The organism is Cupriavidus sp. GW822-FHT03E04 (assembly GCF_058801495.1).
The window spans coordinates 57,194-72,432 of sequence record NZ_JBXANI010000001.1 but is presented as its reverse complement, the minus strand read 5'-3'; the positions used below and the strand labels follow the sequence as shown (position 1 = coordinate 72,432).

Genomic DNA, 15,239 nt, shown 5'->3' with positions numbered 1-15,239 from the left:
CGATCCGGCCGACCCGATGCTGGCCCGTGGCCGGGAGGTGCTGGTCAGCCAGCCCTTCCCGGTGCTGGTCGGCGCCGAGCTGGACGCGCCGGTGGTGACCTCCGAGTACAAGATCAACTACCTGCGCCCGGCGATCGGCGACACGCTGATCGCCCGCCTGGGCGAAGGCAGCTAGGCACGGCGGGAAAGAGACGGGCGCGCGAGCGCCTTTTTCTTTCCCCGCGCCGTTTAGAGATACAGAATTTGCGGTGCGCCATGAGAGCGCGCCGTTGTGGAGACAGCGATGATCCCCGCCGCGAGGCTTGCAGTTGATGCCGCCGCCGACGGGTCGCGCATCTTTGATTTTCCCTTTCAGTCTGGGAGCCGTTTCCTGCCATGTCGCTGATCCTTTCCCGCCGTGACCTGAACTTCGTGCTGTACGAATGGCTCAAGGTCGAGGGGCTGACCCGTATTCCGCGCTACGCCGACCATTCCCGCGAGACCTTCGACGCCGCGCTCGATACCTGCGAGAAGATCGCCGCCGACCTGTTCGCGCCACATAACAAGAAGAACGACCAGCAAGAGCCGCATTTCGACGGTGAGACCGTCAGCATCATCCCCGAGGTCAAGACCGCGCTAAAGGCCTTCTGCGAGGCCGGCCTGATGGCCGCCGGGCAGGACTACGACATCGGCGGCATGCAACTGCCCGTGGTGGTGGAGAAGGCCGGCTTTGCCTACTTCAAGGGCGCCAACGTCGGCACCAGCTCCTATCCCTTCCTGACCATCGGCAACGCCAACCTGCTGCTCACGCACGGCACGCCGGCGCAGGTGGAGACCTTCGTCAAGCCGGAGATGGAAGGCCGCTTCTTCGGCACCATGTGCCTGTCCGAGCCGCAGGCGGGCTCGTCGCTGTCGGACATCACCACGCGCGCCGACTACGAGGGCGAATCGCCGCTCGGCCAGCAATACCGCCTGCGCGGCAACAAGATGTGGATTTCTGCCGGCGAGCATGAGCTCTCCGACAATATCGTCCACCTCGTGCTGGCCAAGATCCCCGGCCCGGACGGCAAGCTGATCCCGGGCGTGAAGGGCATCTCGTTGTTCATCGTGCCGAAATACCTGGTCAACGCCGACGGCAGCCTGGGCGAGCACAACGACGTGGTGCTGGCCGGCCTGAACCACAAGATGGGCTATCGCGGCACCACCAACTGCCTGCTGAACTTCGGCGAAGGCATGAAGTACAAACCGGGCGGCAAGGCGGGGGCCATTGGTTACCTGGTGGGCGAGGCCCACAAGGGCCTGGCCTGCATGTTCCATATGATGAACGAGGCCCGCATCGGCGTGGGCCTGGGCGCGGTCATGCTGGGCTATACCGGCTACCTGCATTCGGTCGATTACGCGCGCAACCGCCCGCAAGGCCGCCCGATCGGCCCCGGCGGCAAGGATCCGGCCAGCCCGCAGGTGCGGCTGGTGGAGCACGCGGATATCCGCCGCATGCTGCTGGCGCAGAAGAGCTATGTGGAAGGCGGGCTGGCGCTCAACCTGTATTGCGCGCAACTGGTGGACCAGGAGCGTGCTGCGCAGGGTGCCGAGCATGAACGCCTGGCACTGCTGCTCGATATCCTCACGCCGATCGCCAAGAGCTGGCCGTCGCAGTGGTGCCTGGAAGCCAACAACCTGGCCATCCAGGTGCATGGCGGCTACGGCTACACCCGCGAGTACAACGTCGAGCAGTTCTACCGCGACAACCGCCTCAACCCGATCCATGAAGGCACGCACGGCATCCAGGGCCTGGACCTGCTGGGCCGCAAGGTGGTGATGAAGGACGGCGCGGCCTTCAAAGTGCTGGGCGAAGAGATCCAGGCCACCATCGGCCGCGCCCTGGCCAGCGGCGATGCCGCGCTGGGCAGCCACGCCAAGGCGCTGGGCGCCGCCGTCAAGCGCGTGGCGCAAGTCACGCAGGCGTTGTGGGCGGCGGGCGACGCCACGGTGACGCTGGCCAACGCCTCGGTCTACCTGGAAGCCTTCGGCCATGTCGTGCTGTCGTGGACGTGGCTGGAGCAGGAACTGGTGGCGCAGGCCGCACTGGCGGGAGCCAAGGGCCAGGAAGACCAGGACTTCTATCGCGGCAAGCTGGCGGCGGCGGCGTACTTCTTCCGCTGGGAGTTGCCCAAGGTGGGCCCGCAGCTAGACCTGCTGGCCTCGCTGGACCGCACCACGCTGGACATGCAGGACGCCTGGTTCTGAGCGGCATCCAAGCAAGATGAACGAGCGCGCGCATCGATCTGCGCGCGCGCCAAACCAAATCGGGAGACACCATGAACACCATCCAGCAATTGTTCGACCTGAAGGGCAAGACGGCACTGATCACCGGCGGCTCGCGCGGGCTTGGCCTGCAGATTGCCGAAGCGCTTGGCGAGCAGGGCGCGCGCATCGTGCTGTCGGCGCGCAAGGCCGATGAGCTGCAAGCGGCGCAAGCCCACCTCAAGGCGCTTGGCATCGATGCCGAGTGGATCGCCGCCGACGGCGCGCGCGATGCGGATATCGTGCGCCTGGCCGACGAGGCACTGGCCAAGCTGGGCCATATCGACATCCTGGTCAACAATGCCGGCGCCACCTGGGGCGCGCCTGCCGAAGATCACCCGGTGGAAGCCTGGGACAAGGTGATGAACCTGAATATCCGCGGCGTGTTCCTGCTGTCGCAGCGCATCGGCAAGCTGTCGATGATTCCGCGCCGCTATGGCCGCATCATCAACGTGGCCTCCATCGCCGGCCTGGCGGGCAACCCGCCGGGATCGATGGAAACCATTGCCTACAACACCTCCAAGGGCGCGGTGGTGAACTTTACCCGCACGCTGGCGGCCGAGTGGGGCGAGCACAACATCACGGTGAACGCGCTGGCGCCGGGCTTCTTCCCCTCCAAGATGACGCAGGGCTCGCTGGACCGCCTTGGGGTGGATGCCATGTGCGCGTCGGTGCCGCTGCACCGGCTGGGCGACGACGAAGACCTGAAGGGCGCGGCGCTGCTGTTCGCCAGCGCCGCCGGCAAGCACATCACCGGCCAGGTGCTGGCGGTGGATGGCGGCGTGAGCGCGGTATAAAGTCCATGCTCCAATGCGGTTGGCTCATGCAGGGCGGGGCTTTTTCGCCTCGCCAGCCGGCCAGCCGTACCGTCTTCGCCACACTAGCAACTATGACTAAAACCAACGGATTTCCCCTCAAGATTCCCTTCCTTGCCGATCTCGGCGTGCAATGCACCCGCATGGACAAGGAGGGCAGCGAGATCGAACTGGCGCTGGAAACGCGTCACCAGAACAGCTGGGATATGGCCCATGGCGGCGTGCTGATGACGCTGCTCGACGTGGCCATGGCCATCGCCGGCCGCGCCGCCGATCCCGATGGCCGCGGGGTGGTCACCATCGAGATGAAGACCAGTTTCATGGCGCCTGGCCGCGGCAAGCTCATCGCGCGCGGCCAGTGCGTGCACCGTACCAGCACCATGGCCTTTTGCGAGGCGGAGATCGTCGACGCCGATGGCAAGACCGTGTCGCGCGGGTCGGGCACGTTCAAGTTCGTCAAGCGCGTGCCGCCGCAGCGGGCGGCAAGCGGCGCTTCGGATACCGGCGCGGACGGCTGAGGCCGCGGGGCAGAGAGGGGATATTAGCTACAAGACCGGCAGGGTCACCAGAGCCGGCGGCGCGCAGCAGCTGTAAAACAAAAATGGAGACAAGATGCTGTTTGAACGGATTGCCGCCACGCGGCGATTGAAACTGACCGTGCTCGCCGCCTTCGGCGCAGGAGCCCTTGCCATGTATCAGCCGGGCCAAGCCCAGAATGCACCTGTTCCTTCGGCCGGCGCGCCGGTTGCGGCACCTGCCGCGCCAGTGTTCCCGGACGCGGCCGCCACCGATCCCGTTGCGGCGGGCTGGATGCAGGGCTTTCCTCCCGCAGCCGCCAAGGTCATCAGCTTCACTCCTGCCAGCAACGGCTTCCCGCGCACGCGCTGGAGCTTTTCGCATATCCGCGAACTGGTCCCGACAGCCTCGGTCTGGCACGGGCGCGGCCCGGTTTCGGCACTGCCGCGTGCCGAGCGCGATATCGGTGGCGTGCCGTTCACCGATGCCGACGGCACCCGCCGCACGTTCAGCGACATGCTCGGCCTGACCTATACCGACGGCATCCTGGTGATGCACAAGGGCCGGGTCGTCTACGAGAAGTACTTCGGCGCGCTGGACGACCATACGCCGCACATCGCCATGTCGGTCACCAAGTCCTTCGTCGGCACGCTGGCCGCCATCCTGGTGGCGGACGGCAAGCTGGATCCCGCCGCGCCCGTTACGCGCTACCTGCCGGAGATGGCGGGCACCGCCTACGGCGATGCGACTGTGCGCGAAGTCATGGACATGACGGTGGGCGTCAAGTATTCCGAAAACTATGCCGAGCCCAAGGCCGAGATCTGGGACTACAGCCGCGCCGGCGGCATGATGCCGCGCGAGCCCGGCTATGCCGGACCCAAGACGTTCTACGAATTCCTGGCCACCTTGAAGAAGGAAGGCGAGCATGACCAGGCCTTCGCCTACAAGACCGTCAATGCCGAAGTCCTGGCCTGGATCGTCAAGCGCGTGTCCGGGCAGTCGCTGGCCAAGCTGCTTTCCGAGCGCGTCTGGCAAAAAATGGGCGCGGAGAACGATGCCTACTTCATGGTGGACAGCATCGGCAGCGAGTCCGGTGGCGGCGGCCTGAATACCACGCTGCGCGACCTGGCCCGCTTTGGCGAGACCATGCGCAACGGCGGCCGCTTCAATGGCCAGCAGGTTATCCCGGCCGAAGTGGTGGCGGACATCCGCCGCGGCGGCGATCCCGCCAAGTTTGCCAAGGCTGGCTATGCCACCTTGCCCGGCTGGAGCTACCGTTCGATGTGGTGGGTCTCGAACGACGACCACGGCGTGTTCGAGGCACGTGGCATCCACGGCCAGCGTATTTACGTCGATCCCAAGGCGGAACTCACCATCGTGCGCTACGCCTCGCATCCCATCGCGGCCAACGGCGCCAACGACCCCGTCACGCATCGCGCGTATCGGGCACTGGCGCTGTCATTGATGAAATAACCAAACAAGCCGGCAAGCTGACCAGCTAGCCGGCAACGACCCACAACGAACGGCAAAGGGCGAGTGTCCTTGTCCATTTCACTGTAAGGAAGCCATCATGTCGAACACCTACAAGCGCATCGTCCTGGCATCGCGTCCCACCGGCGCCGTGACCCCTGACAACTTCCGCCTGGAAGAGGTGCCTGTGCCCGAGATCGGCGAAGGCGAGGTGCTGGTCCGCAATCATTTCCTGTCGCTCGATCCGTATATGCGCGGCCGCATGAACGAGGGCAAGTCGTACGCCACCCCGCAGCCGCTGGGCGACGTGATGATCGGCGGCACGGTTGGCGAGATCGTGGCGACGAAGAACCCCAAGTACGCAGTCGGCGACAAGGTGGTCGGCATGTTCGGCTGGCAGGAAATGGGCGTCACCAATGGCATCGGCATCCAGAAGGTCGATACCACCCATATTCCGCTGTCGGCCTACCTCGGCTCGGTCGGCATGCCCGGCGTCACGGCCTGGTATGGCTTGAACAAGATCATCCAGCCGAAGGCCGGCAAGACCATCGTGGTGAGCGCGGCCTCCGGCGCGGTCGGCAGCGTGGTGGGCCAGCTGGCCAAGCTCCAGGGCTGCCGCGTGGTCGGCTTTGCCGGCGGCAAGGACAAGTGCGACTACGTGGTCAATGAACTCGGCTTCGATGCCTGCGTTGACTACAAGGCGGCCAAGGACAGCAAGGCGCTGTACACGATGTTCAAGGAAGCCACCCCGGATGGCGTGGATGGCTACTTCGAGAACGTCGGCGGCGAGATCCTCGACACCGTGCTGGCCCGCATGAACGCCTTTGGCCGCATCGCCATCTGCGGCATGATCGCTGGCTACGATGGCCAGCCGATGCCGCTGAAGAACCCGCAGCTGATCCTGGTGTCGCGCCTGACCGTGGAAGGCTTCATCGTGTCCGAGCACATGGACGTGTGGCCGCAAGCGCTGCAAGAGCTCGGCACCGCGGTGGCGCAAGGCAAGCTCAAGTTCCGCGAGAGCATTGCGCAAGGCCTGGCGAGCGCGCCGGAAGCGTTCATGGGCCTGCTCAAGGGCAAGAATTTCGGCAAGCAACTGGTCAAGCTGGTTTAACCAGAGGCATGCACCGAAGCCGCCGAGCGGGCCAGAGCCGCGCGCCATGACGACGGCTGTCTCTCCCTCTCCCCTCAGGGGGAGAGGGCCGGGGAGAGGGGTGGCTTAGCTAGGAGCCACTTGAAGCGAAGCCCGTGGTGTTGTCCGGCACGCAGGCGTAACGAGCGCCCGCCCTCTCCCCCGACCCCTCCCGCACGCGGGAGAGGGGGGCAAACCAACTACGAACAAGGAGATTCCCCATGAACGCCCCTGCAGAAAGCACCAGGCCCCAGGCCGACCAGGACGAAATGGCCGCCGGCCTGTCCGAAGCGGTCAAGGCCAAGTACCGCGTACTGCCGCGCCCGCCGAAGTTCGATACACCGGCGGAGGAGCGCCTGCACCGCAAGCAGCGGCTGGCCGCGGCCTTCCGTTTGTTTTCCAAGTTCGGCTTCGACGAAGGCGTGGCCGGCCACATCACCGCGCGCGATCCCGAGTTTCCGGATACGTTCTGGGTCAACCCGTTCGGCGTGCATTTCAGCCAGGTCAAGGTGTCCAACCTGATCCGCTGCGATCACCATGGCGACGTGGTCGAAGGTGATTACCCGGTCAACGCCGCGGCCTTCGCCATCCACTCGCGCGTGCACCAGACCCGTGAAGACGCGGTCGCCGCCGCGCACTCGCACAGCACCTATGGCCGCGCCTGGTCCACGCTGGGCCGCACGCTCGACCCGCTGACGCAGGACGTGTGCGCCTTCTACAACGATCATGCCCTCTACGACGATTTCGGCGGCGTGGTGGTGGAGTTGGACGAAGGCCAGCGCATCGCCAACGCGCTGGGCAGCAACAAGGCCGCGATCCTGCAGAACCATGGCTTGCTGACGGTGGGCAAGACGGTGGACGAAGCTGCCTGGTGGTTCATCACCATGGAGCGCTCATGCCAGGTGCAGTTGCTGGCCGAGGCCGCCGCCGCGCGCACCAATGCGCCGCTGAAGGTGATCTCCGACGCCGCGGCGCGCCAGGCGTACTCGATCGTCGGCACCGCGCAGGCGGGCTGGTTCCAGTTCCAGCCGCTGTACGCCCGCATCGTCAAGGAACAGCCCGACCTGCTGGATTGAAGTCATGGCCGCCTTTGCTCCATTCACTGGCAAGGTCGTGCTGATCACCGGCGCGTCCGACGGCATTGGCGCCGAACTGGCCCTGCTGCTGGCGCAGCAGGGTGCGCGGCTTGCGCTGGCGGCGCGCCGTGTCGACATGCTGCAGGCGCTGGCGGAGCGCATCCGCCGCCAGCACCCGGCCGCCGACGTCGGCGTGTGGCGCGTCGACGTGTCCGACGAGTTCGACTGCCGGCGGCTGGTGGCCACGGTGGTGGCGCAGTATGGCGGGCTCGACGTGCTGGTCAACAATGCCGGCGTGTCCGCCCACGGCTACTTCGAACAGGTATCGGACTACAGCTACTACGAGCAGGTCATGCGCGTGAACTACTTCGGCGCCATGTGGTGCACGCGCGAGGCGCTGCCGCACCTGCGCGAGCGCGGCGGCCTGATGGTGGCGGTGTCCAGCCTGGCCGGCAAGATCGGCGTGCCGGGCCGTACCGCCTACTCGGCCAGCAAGTTCGCACTGGCGGGATTCTGCGAGGCGCTGCGGGCCGAGCTGCGCGGGTCTGGCGTGGATGTGTGCGTGGTGTTCCCCGGCGTGGTGGCGACCGATACGCGCATCAATGGCTTCGGCCCAGACGGCCGCCCACTGGGCGAGAGCCGGCTGCGCGAGGAGGGGGCCATGAGCGCGCAGGAATGCGCGCGCCAGATGCTGGCGGCCATGGCCGCGCGCAAGCGCGAACTGGTGATGACCGGCAAGGGCCGGCTCGGGCTGTGGCTTAAGCTGCTGGCGCCGCGCCTGGTCGAGAACATGGCGCTCAAGGCGCTGAAGCAAACGGGGCGGTAGTGCGGTTGACAGCGCGACAGAGGAAATCGAGCAATAGCAGGCACGCGCCTTGCTGATACCCGTGGCGGCATCCGCCCGACGCACCGGCAGCAGGCATAAGAGAAATTTCAGGCTGAGTTTAATCTGGCTATAGATTGGCGATAGATTGGCTTCAGACTGGCAACACAAGCGATTCCGACACCATGGCAGACCTTATCCTTCACCAGTATGCAACGTCGCCGTTCTCCGAGAAGATCCGCCTGCTGATGGGCGCGAAGGGCCTGGCGTGGCAAGCGGTGGAAATCCCGCCCATCATGCCAAAGCCGGACGTGGTGGCGCTGACCGGCGGCTACCGCCGCACCCCGATCCTGCAGGTCGGGGCCGACATCTATTGCGACACCGCGTTGATCTGCGAGGTGATCGACAGCGCGGCGCCCGCGCGCCCGCTCTATCCCGCCGCGCAAGCGGCCACCACGCGCCTGGTCGCTGGCTGGATCGATACCGCGCTGTTTACCGCCGCCGTCACCTACCTGTTCCAGCCGGCTGGCGCGCAAAGCATGCTGGGCCATCTCACGCCGGCGCAAATGCAGGCTTTCTCGGCCGATCGCAAGGCCATGCGTGGCGAGACCAATGCGCTGCGCATGCCGTTGCCCGAGGCCATCGCCATGCTGCATGAAACCTTCGGGCGGCTCGAGCAGCAATTCAAGGCGGGCGTGGCGCATGTGGCCGGGGCCGAGCTGTCGGTGGCGGATTTTTCGCTGTACCACAATATCTGGTTCATCCAGCGCGCCAGCGAGCTGGCCAAGCTGCTGGATGCGTATCCGGCGGTGCAAGCCTGGTATGCGCGCATGAAGGCCTTTGGCCATGGCACGGTGCGGGTGGTCAGCGCGGAGTCGGCGCTGGAAGTGGCACGGCACGCCGATCCGGCCGCGTTGCCTGGCGGGGTGGCTGCCGGCAGCGGCTTCGAAGCGGGCGACGCGGTCACCGTGACGCCAACGGATTACGCGCGCGATCCCGTGGCCGGCGTGCTGGTGGCGCTGGACGCCCACCGTGCCACATTGCGCCGCCAGGACCCGCGTGCGGGCGCGGTCAACGTGCATTTCCCGCGCCAAGGCTATCAAGTGCAGCACGCGGGCTAAGACCCGCGCGGCAAGGCAACCCCATAACAACGACAGCAAACGAGAGGCAGACAACATGAAGCAATTCCAGGGCAAGGTGGCAGTGATCACCGGTGGTGCATCGGGCTTCGGCAAGGAATTCGCCAAGCTGGGTGCGGGACTCGGCATGAAGCTGGTGCTGGCCGACGTGCAGGAGGACGCACTGGATGGCGCCGTGGCGGAATTCAAGGCGCAAGGCGTGCCGGTGATCGGCGTGCGCGTGGATGTGTCCAAGGCCGAGCAGGTGCAGGCGCTGGCCGATGCCGCCATCGCCACCTTTGGCCAGGTCAACCTGCTGTTCAACAACGCCGGCGTGGGCGCGGGCGGCCTGATGTGGGAAAACACCGAGCGCGACTGGGAGTGGGTGCTGGGCGTCAACCTCTTTGGCGTGATCCACGGTGTGCGCATCTTTACCCCGCTGATGCTCGCGGCCGCGGCCAAGGACCCGTCGTTCGAAGGCCATATCGTCAATACGGCCTCCATGGCCGGCTTGCTCAGCCCGCCCGCGATGGGCGTCTACAACGTCTCCAAGCATGCCGTGGTTTCCCTGTCCGAATCGCTGTACCAGGATCTCAGCCTGGTCAGCGAGCAGGTGCGCTGCTCGGTGCTGTGCCCGTATTTCGTGCCGACCGGCATCACGCAATCGGGCCGCAACCGGCCGGCCGGGCTGGCCAATGACGCTCCGCCTACGCGCTCGCAACTGGTGTCGCAAGCCATGTCGGACAAAGCGGTCAGTTCGGGCAAGGTCACGGCCGCTGAAGTGGCGCAACTCACCTTCGATGCCATCCGCGACAACGGCTTCTATATTTACTCGCATCCGCAGCAACTGGATCCCGTGCGGCAGCGCTTCGAAGATATCATTAGCCAACGCAACCCAAGCGACCCGTTCGCCGACAAGCCGGAAGTGCGCGCCGGGCTCATCGCCGCCTTGCGCGGATAACCGAGGGGGAGCCGCCAGGTGCGGCCAGCAGCAAGTCCACCAGAGACAGCCATTGCGGCAAGGGAGGAATACATGACCAAACCTGCAGTCATTCGCCATCTGCAGTACGCCACCTTGCCCAATGGCACGCGCCTGCACTACGCCAGCGCCGGCGAGCGCGGCAAGCCGCTGGTGCTGTTCGTGCATGGCTTTCCCGAGTTCTGGTACGAGTGGGAAGCCCAGCTGGCCGAGTTCGGCAAGACCCACTTCGCGGTGGCGCCGGACCTGCGCGGCTTCAACCTCTCAAGCAAGCCCGCGGAAGTCGAGGCCTACCGTCCCCGCCACATCGTCGAGGACCTGGTCCAGTTCATCAACGCGCTGGGCTACTCGCATTGCGTGGTGGTGGCGCACGACTGGGGCGGGGCAATCTGCTGGAACCTGGCCATCCAGTTTCCGCAGATGGTGGAGCGGCTGGTCATCATCAATTCGCCGCATCCCTATGTGTTTGCCAAGGCGCTGACCAGCGATCCCCAGCAGCAAGCCGCCTCGGCCTATATGAACTGGCTGCGCGAGCCGGGATCGGAACAAGCGCTGGCGGCGGACGGCTTCGCCAAGCTCGAGGGCTTCCTGAATGGGCAGGGCAAGCAGCCCGCGCCCTGGTTTACCGGCGAGACCCGCGAGAAATACCACGCGGCCTGGTCGCAGCCCGGCGCCGGCGGCTCTCACTCGCTGACCGGCGGTGTGAACTATTACCGCGCGTCGCCCATGCATCCGCCGGGCCCTGGCGAGACGCCTCCCGATATCTCCAGGCTCGATCCCGCCGCCTTCACCGTGCGCGTGCCGACGCTGGTGGTCTGGGGCGAGCGCGACACCGCGCTGCCCAAGAGCCTGCTGGATGGCCTGGACAAGTTCATCCCGGACATGCGGCTGGAGCGCATTCCGGATGGCACCCACTGGGTCATCCACGAGCAGCCGGAGCGCATCAACCTGTTGATCCGGAGCGCTTTGCCCTGATTTGTTGTGCATGCCAGGCCGCGTCAGGCATGCGCGCCTGCGCCGGCCCGGTCGGAAACCGCCGCACTGTGCATGGGGCGGGGTGGCGCCTGCTGCTACATTGACCTGATTCGACGGCGCCGGTGCGCAAGGAAGGTCAAGATGAAGACGATCGGACTGATCGGCGGCATGAGCTGGGAATCCTCAGCCGAGTACTATCGCCTGATCAACCAGGACATGAAACAACGTCTCGGCGGCCACCATAACGCGCGCAGCGTCATGGTCACGGTCAGCTTCGAGCAGATCAAGGCACTGCAGCACGCGCAACGCTGGGACGAACTCGGCGAAGCCATGCGGCAAGCCGCCCTGCAGGTACAGGCCGCCGGCGCGGATTTCGTGCTGCTCTGCACCAACACCATGCACCGCGTGGCCCCTGTCCTGGAAGCCGCGCTCGACATCCCCTTTCTCCATATCGTCGATCCCACCGCGCAAGCATTGCGCGCGGCCGGCATCCGGCGCGTGGGCTTGCTTGGCACGGCCTTCACCATGGAGCAGGACTTCTATCGCGGCCGCATGCAGGACAAGCACGGCATCGAAGTCGTGGTCCCCGACGCCGCCGACCGCGCGCTGGTCCACGGGATCATCTACGACGAGCTATGCCACGGCATCGTGCGCGACGCCTCGCGCGATGTGTACCGGCGGATTATCGGCGGCTTGCAGGCGCAGGGCGTGGGCGGGGTGATTCTGGGCTGCACCGAGATCGCGCTGCTGATCGGGCAGGATGATGTGGCGCTGCCGGTGTTCGATACCACGGCTTTGCATGCGCAGGCCGCGGTGGGGCTGGCGTTGGAGGGGGTGGTGGTGGCGAATTAGCCCAGGAGTGAGAAGAACTCCCGGAGCGAGGGCAGGGACAGCGAGGAAGACAGCAAAACGGGAAATCGCAGGAGAATGCCGATTTCCCGTCAGCCATTTAGCTCAACCTGTGCCGATACAACCGGTAATTCTCGTCATCAAAGCAGACAAAACTGACCTGCTCGATGGTGGGTGCGGCCACCAGGGCCTTGCGTACCGCCTCGATGGCAATGTCCACGGCGCGCTCGCGCGGGAAACCGTAGATGCCGGTGCTGATATTGGGAAAGGCGATGGTGCGCAGCTTGTGCTGCGCGGCTAGCGCGATGCTGGCCTGGTAGGCGCTGGCAAGGAGGGCGTCTTCGCCGTGGTCGCCCCCTTGCCAGACCGGGCCGACCGCGTGGATGACGTAAGGCGCGGGCAGCAGGCCACCGGTGGTGATCACCGCCTGGCCGGTGGGGCAGCCGCCCTTGGTTTCGCGAATGCCGCGACAGGCGGCCATGATGGCGGGACCGCCAGCGCCGTGGATGGCGCCGTCGACACCGCCGCCACCGAGCAAGCCGCTATTGGCGGCATTGACGATGGCGTCGACTTCCATGCGGGTGATGTCTCCGTGCAAGACCTGCAGGTGTTCCCCTGTCATGACCTCTTCTCCGTGCTGGGTGGTAAAGCTGGATCGCCCCGGCTGTTCCGCGCACCTGTGCTGCCGGCCCGCCGCGGCACTTACATGGATTCCGCCAGCATACGCCGATAATCCGCGGCGCTGGCCTCTTTCGGGTTGGTCTTGTGGCAATGGTCGACCAGTGCGCCGGCGATCACCTTGTCGAACATGTCTTCGGTGACCCCCATCTGGCGCAGACCAGTGGGCAGCCCGAGGCGCGCGGTCATGTCGTGCACGGCCTGGGCCAGGTCGGCGTCCTGGGGCAGGCCCATGGCATGGCGCAGGCGGGCGTAGCGGTTGTCGCGCACCACGCTGGGCGCGTCGGCGTTGAAGCGCAGCACCGCTGGCATCACCACCGCATTCAGGGTGCCGTGGTGCAGGCCGGTCTTGCCGTCCACCTTGAGGCCGCCAAGCGGGTGCGATAGCGAGTGCACGCAGCCCAGTCCCTTCTGGAAGGCCATGGCGCCCTGCATGGAGGCGCTCATCATGTTCAGGCGCGCGTCGCGGTCCTGGCCGTCGCGGGTGGCGCGTTCGATATGCTTCCAGCCGCGCTCCAGGCCGTCCAGGGCGATGCCGTCGGCGGGCGGGTTGAAGGCTGGCGCCAGGAAGGTTTCCACACAATGCGCGATGGCATCCATGCCGGTGGCGGCGGTCAGGCCGGCCGGCAGGCCGAGCGTGAGGCCCGGGTCACAGATGGCGGATTTCGGCAACAGGTGCCACGAGTGGAAGCCGAGCTTGCGGCCGTCTTCCAGGATGATGATGGCACCGCGCGCCACCTCGCTGCCGGTGCCCGAGGTGGTCGGCACGGCGATCAGCGGCGCGGCGCGCTCGGTGATCCTGGCGCTGCCGCCTTCGATGGTGGCGTAGGTGGTCAGCTCGCCGGGATGGGTGGCGAGGATGGCGATGCCCTTGGCCAGGTCGATGGAGGAGCCGCCGCCGACCGCGATCAGCCCATCGCAGCCGCTATCCCGATACTGCGCCGCGGCCTTCTTGACCATGGCTTCGGTCGGGTTGGAGGGGGTTTCGTCGAAAATCTCGTGCGGCAGGCCGCCCAGGGCCACGACGGCCTGCTGGGCCACACCGGCGGCAACCACGCCTTTGTCGGTGACGACCAGCGGGCGCCGGATGCCGATGCGCTCGCACTCTGCCTTGAGCTGGCTGATGGTGCCGAAATCCAGGTGGATGTGGGTCAGGTAATAAATGAAGGCCATCTATGCTGTCTCCGTCGATGAGGGTTTTCTATTTCTTCTGGCTTCTGACTTCTGGCTTTTCTGACGATGGTCGATGATCGCGCAAAACCTGCCGCCCTGACCAGCCCCAGGGAAATTTCATATGCTTTGCTGCAGAAACATCTGGAATCATACTAAAATCGAACGATCGTTCACAATTCGAACGCCAGCGGCGCTGACGCCACTGGGGATTCGGCTGCTGCCGAAGGTTCGTTGCTACTGATTCTGAGTGTCCATGTCCGCTGTCCCGCCTGATTCCACCGCTGCGCCCGCCCAGCCTGTGCCTGCCTTGCCCGGCATGCCGACGGTGCCGCTGGACCCGCAGGTGGCGGCGTTGCTGGAGCTGATCGGGCGCGTGAAGCGTCCGTCCATCCATGAACTGGACCCGGCCGACGCCAAGACCGCCTACGAAAAGAGCGCGCCCATCATGGATATCGCGCCGCTGGCCGTGCACAGCGTGGAAAACCTGACGGTAGCCGCGCGCGATGGCTACGACATCCCGGTGCGGCTGTATGCGCCGCGCGAGGCCAACTGGGCCGAGCCGTTGCCCTTGCTGGTGTACTTCCATGGCGGCGGCTTCACGGTGGGCAGCGTCAACTCGCACGATCCCTTGAGCCGGCTGCTGTGCATGCAGGCGGATTGCATGGTGCTGTCGGTGGACTACCGGCTTGGCCCGCAGTGGAAGTTTCCTCATGCGGCGAACGATGCGTTCGATGTCATGGCGTGGGTGTTCGCCGAGGCCGCGCGCCTGGGCGCCGATGCCGGCCGTATCGCCCTGGGCGGCGACAGCGCGGGCGGCACCCTGGCCAGCGCCTGCGCCGTGCACGCGCGGGATCTGGGCCTGGAGCCTGTCCTGCAGATGCTGATCTATCCCGGCACCTGCGCCCGCCAGGACACGCCTTCGCATCGCGCGCTGGCCGAGGGCTATCTGCTGACCGCGCCGATGATCCAGTGGTTTTTCTCGCAATACCTGGACAGCGAAACCAGCCGCGACGACTGGCGTTTTGCCCCGCTGGACGGTGGTGGCACGGGTGCCGACGTGCGCGGTTGCTGCCCGGCCTGGATCGCCGTGGCGGGCTACGACCCGCTGCACGACGAAGGCGTGGCCTACGCGGCCAAGCTGCGCGCCGCGGGCGTGCCGGCGCAATTGGCCGACTACCAAGGCATGATCCACGATTTTTTCAAGCTGGGGCGCTTTGTCCCGGCGGTGGCCGGCGCGCATGGCGACGCGGTCGCCGCCTTGCGCGCTGCCTTCGACGGCTGAGCGGGACTTGCCGGCACGGGCCGGCAGCCAGATCGAAGCGGTCGCAGAACCCCCGGTTTCATTGGCTTTACGT

Annotated in this window: 14 protein-coding genes and 1 pseudogene; 13 read left to right on the top strand and 2 right to left on the bottom strand. The window is 66.1% G+C overall.

What is annotated here, in order from left to right:
• Positions 1-16 precede the first annotated feature (16 nt).
• The 12 genes and pseudogenes from AC1RQC_RS00340 to AC1RQC_RS00285 form a co-directional block, all read left to right on the top strand.
• A pseudogene (locus tag AC1RQC_RS00340) lies at positions 17-157 on the top strand (phenylacetic acid degradation protein); the annotation flags it as partial.
• A gap of 218 nt (positions 158-375) precedes the next feature.
• Positions 376-2,226, top strand: a complete 1,851-nt coding sequence (locus tag AC1RQC_RS00335; protein ID WP_492812624.1) for an acyl-CoA dehydrogenase — start codon at positions 376-378, stop codon at positions 2,224-2,226.
• Positions 2,227-2,297: 71 nt separating this feature from the next.
• Positions 2,298-3,080 (top strand): SDR family oxidoreductase, encoded by a 783-nt coding sequence (locus tag AC1RQC_RS00330; RefSeq protein ID WP_492374576.1) that lies wholly within the window; start codon positions 2,298-2,300, stop codon positions 3,078-3,080.
• A 92-nt stretch (positions 3,081-3,172) separates the two neighbouring features.
• Positions 3,173-3,616, top strand: coding sequence for a PaaI family thioesterase (locus tag AC1RQC_RS00325; protein WP_174426385.1), 444 nt, complete (start codon positions 3,173-3,175; stop codon positions 3,614-3,616).
• 94 nt (positions 3,617-3,710) lie between these two features.
• Positions 3,711-5,087: a serine hydrolase domain-containing protein gene (locus AC1RQC_RS00320; RefSeq protein ID WP_492882251.1), complete on the top strand. Its 1,377-nt coding sequence runs from the start codon at positions 3,711-3,713 to the stop codon at positions 5,085-5,087.
• A gap of 97 nt (positions 5,088-5,184) precedes the next feature.
• Positions 5,185-6,195: an NADP-dependent oxidoreductase gene (locus AC1RQC_RS00315; protein WP_492374578.1), complete on the top strand. Its 1,011-nt coding sequence runs from the start codon at positions 5,185-5,187 to the stop codon at positions 6,193-6,195.
• Positions 6,196-6,434: 239 nt separating this feature from the next.
• On the top strand, positions 6,435-7,289 hold the full coding sequence (locus tag AC1RQC_RS00310) for a class II aldolase/adducin family protein (RefSeq protein WP_492376311.1): 855 nt from the start codon (positions 6,435-6,437) through the stop codon (positions 7,287-7,289).
• Between the two features lie 4 nt (positions 7,290-7,293).
• Positions 7,294-8,115: an SDR family oxidoreductase gene (locus AC1RQC_RS00305; protein ID WP_150990339.1), complete on the top strand. Its 822-nt coding sequence runs from the start codon at positions 7,294-7,296 to the stop codon at positions 8,113-8,115.
• A 182-nt stretch (positions 8,116-8,297) separates the two neighbouring features.
• Positions 8,298-9,233, top strand: coding sequence for a glutathione S-transferase family protein (locus AC1RQC_RS00300; protein WP_492376310.1), 936 nt, complete (start codon positions 8,298-8,300; stop codon positions 9,231-9,233).
• 55 nt (positions 9,234-9,288) lie between these two features.
• Positions 9,289-10,191 carry an SDR family oxidoreductase gene (locus tag AC1RQC_RS00295; protein WP_492882250.1) on the top strand — a complete coding sequence of 301 codons (903 nt, stop codon included), beginning with the start codon at positions 9,289-9,291 and terminating at the stop codon, positions 10,189-10,191.
• A gap of 72 nt (positions 10,192-10,263) precedes the next feature.
• Complete coding sequence (locus tag AC1RQC_RS00290; RefSeq protein ID WP_416048660.1) at positions 10,264-11,184, top strand: alpha/beta fold hydrolase; 921 nt, start codon at positions 10,264-10,266, stop codon at positions 11,182-11,184.
• A 141-nt stretch (positions 11,185-11,325) separates the two neighbouring features.
• Positions 11,326-12,036 carry an aspartate/glutamate racemase family protein gene (locus tag AC1RQC_RS00285; protein ID WP_492812613.1) on the top strand — a complete coding sequence of 237 codons (711 nt, stop codon included), beginning with the start codon at positions 11,326-11,328 and terminating at the stop codon, positions 12,034-12,036.
• A 97-nt stretch (positions 12,037-12,133) separates the two neighbouring features.
• Here AC1RQC_RS00285 and AC1RQC_RS00280 read toward each other — a convergent pair whose 3' ends face one another.
• Positions 12,134-12,655: an O-acetyl-ADP-ribose deacetylase gene (locus tag AC1RQC_RS00280; RefSeq protein WP_043346598.1), complete on the bottom strand. Its 522-nt coding sequence runs from the start codon at positions 12,653-12,655 to the stop codon at positions 12,134-12,136.
• An 80-nt stretch (positions 12,656-12,735) separates the two neighbouring features.
• Positions 12,736-13,884, bottom strand: coding sequence for a 4-hydroxybutyrate dehydrogenase (gbd, locus tag AC1RQC_RS00275; RefSeq protein WP_150990352.1), 1,149 nt, complete (start codon positions 13,882-13,884; stop codon positions 12,736-12,738).
• Positions 13,885-14,200: 316 nt separating this feature from the next.
• Between gbd and AC1RQC_RS00270 the strand changes: the two genes are divergently transcribed.
• Positions 14,201-15,166, top strand: coding sequence for an alpha/beta hydrolase (locus AC1RQC_RS00270; RefSeq protein ID WP_492882356.1), 966 nt, complete (start codon positions 14,201-14,203; stop codon positions 15,164-15,166).
• The last annotated feature ends 73 nt before the right edge of the window (positions 15,167-15,239 follow it).

Excerpts from the sequence above, each read along its gene's own strand:
- AC1RQC_RS00335 (WP_492812624.1), top strand. The coding sequence starts at position 376 with ATGTCGCTGATCCTTTCCCGCCGTGACCTGAACTTCGTGCTGTACGAA.
- AC1RQC_RS00330 (WP_492374576.1), top strand. The coding sequence starts at position 2,298 with ATGAACACCATCCAGCAATTGTTCGACCTGAAGGGCAAGACGGCACTG.
- AC1RQC_RS00325 (WP_174426385.1), top strand. The coding sequence starts at position 3,173 with ATGACTAAAACCAACGGATTTCCCCTCAAGATTCCCTTCCTTGCCGAT.
- AC1RQC_RS00320 (WP_492882251.1), top strand. The coding sequence starts at position 3,711 with ATGCTGTTTGAACGGATTGCCGCCACGCGGCGATTGAAACTGACCGTG.
- AC1RQC_RS00315 (WP_492374578.1), top strand. The coding sequence starts at position 5,185 with ATGTCGAACACCTACAAGCGCATCGTCCTGGCATCGCGTCCCACCGGC.
- AC1RQC_RS00310 (WP_492376311.1), top strand. The coding sequence starts at position 6,435 with ATGAACGCCCCTGCAGAAAGCACCAGGCCCCAGGCCGACCAGGACGAA.
- AC1RQC_RS00305 (WP_150990339.1), top strand. The coding sequence starts at position 7,294 with ATGGCCGCCTTTGCTCCATTCACTGGCAAGGTCGTGCTGATCACCGGC.
- AC1RQC_RS00300 (WP_492376310.1), top strand. The coding sequence starts at position 8,298 with ATGGCAGACCTTATCCTTCACCAGTATGCAACGTCGCCGTTCTCCGAG.
- AC1RQC_RS00295 (WP_492882250.1), top strand. The coding sequence starts at position 9,289 with ATGAAGCAATTCCAGGGCAAGGTGGCAGTGATCACCGGTGGTGCATCG.
- AC1RQC_RS00290 (WP_416048660.1), top strand. The coding sequence starts at position 10,264 with ATGACCAAACCTGCAGTCATTCGCCATCTGCAGTACGCCACCTTGCCC.
- AC1RQC_RS00285 (WP_492812613.1), top strand. The coding sequence starts at position 11,326 with ATGAAGACGATCGGACTGATCGGCGGCATGAGCTGGGAATCCTCAGCC.
- AC1RQC_RS00280 (WP_043346598.1), bottom strand. The coding sequence starts at position 12,655 with ATGACAGGGGAACACCTGCAGGTCTTGCACGGAGACATCACCCGCATG.
- gbd (WP_150990352.1), bottom strand. The coding sequence starts at position 13,884 with ATGGCCTTCATTTATTACCTGACCCACATCCACCTGGATTTCGGCACC.
- AC1RQC_RS00270 (WP_492882356.1), top strand. The coding sequence starts at position 14,201 with ATGCCGACGGTGCCGCTGGACCCGCAGGTGGCGGCGTTGCTGGAGCTG.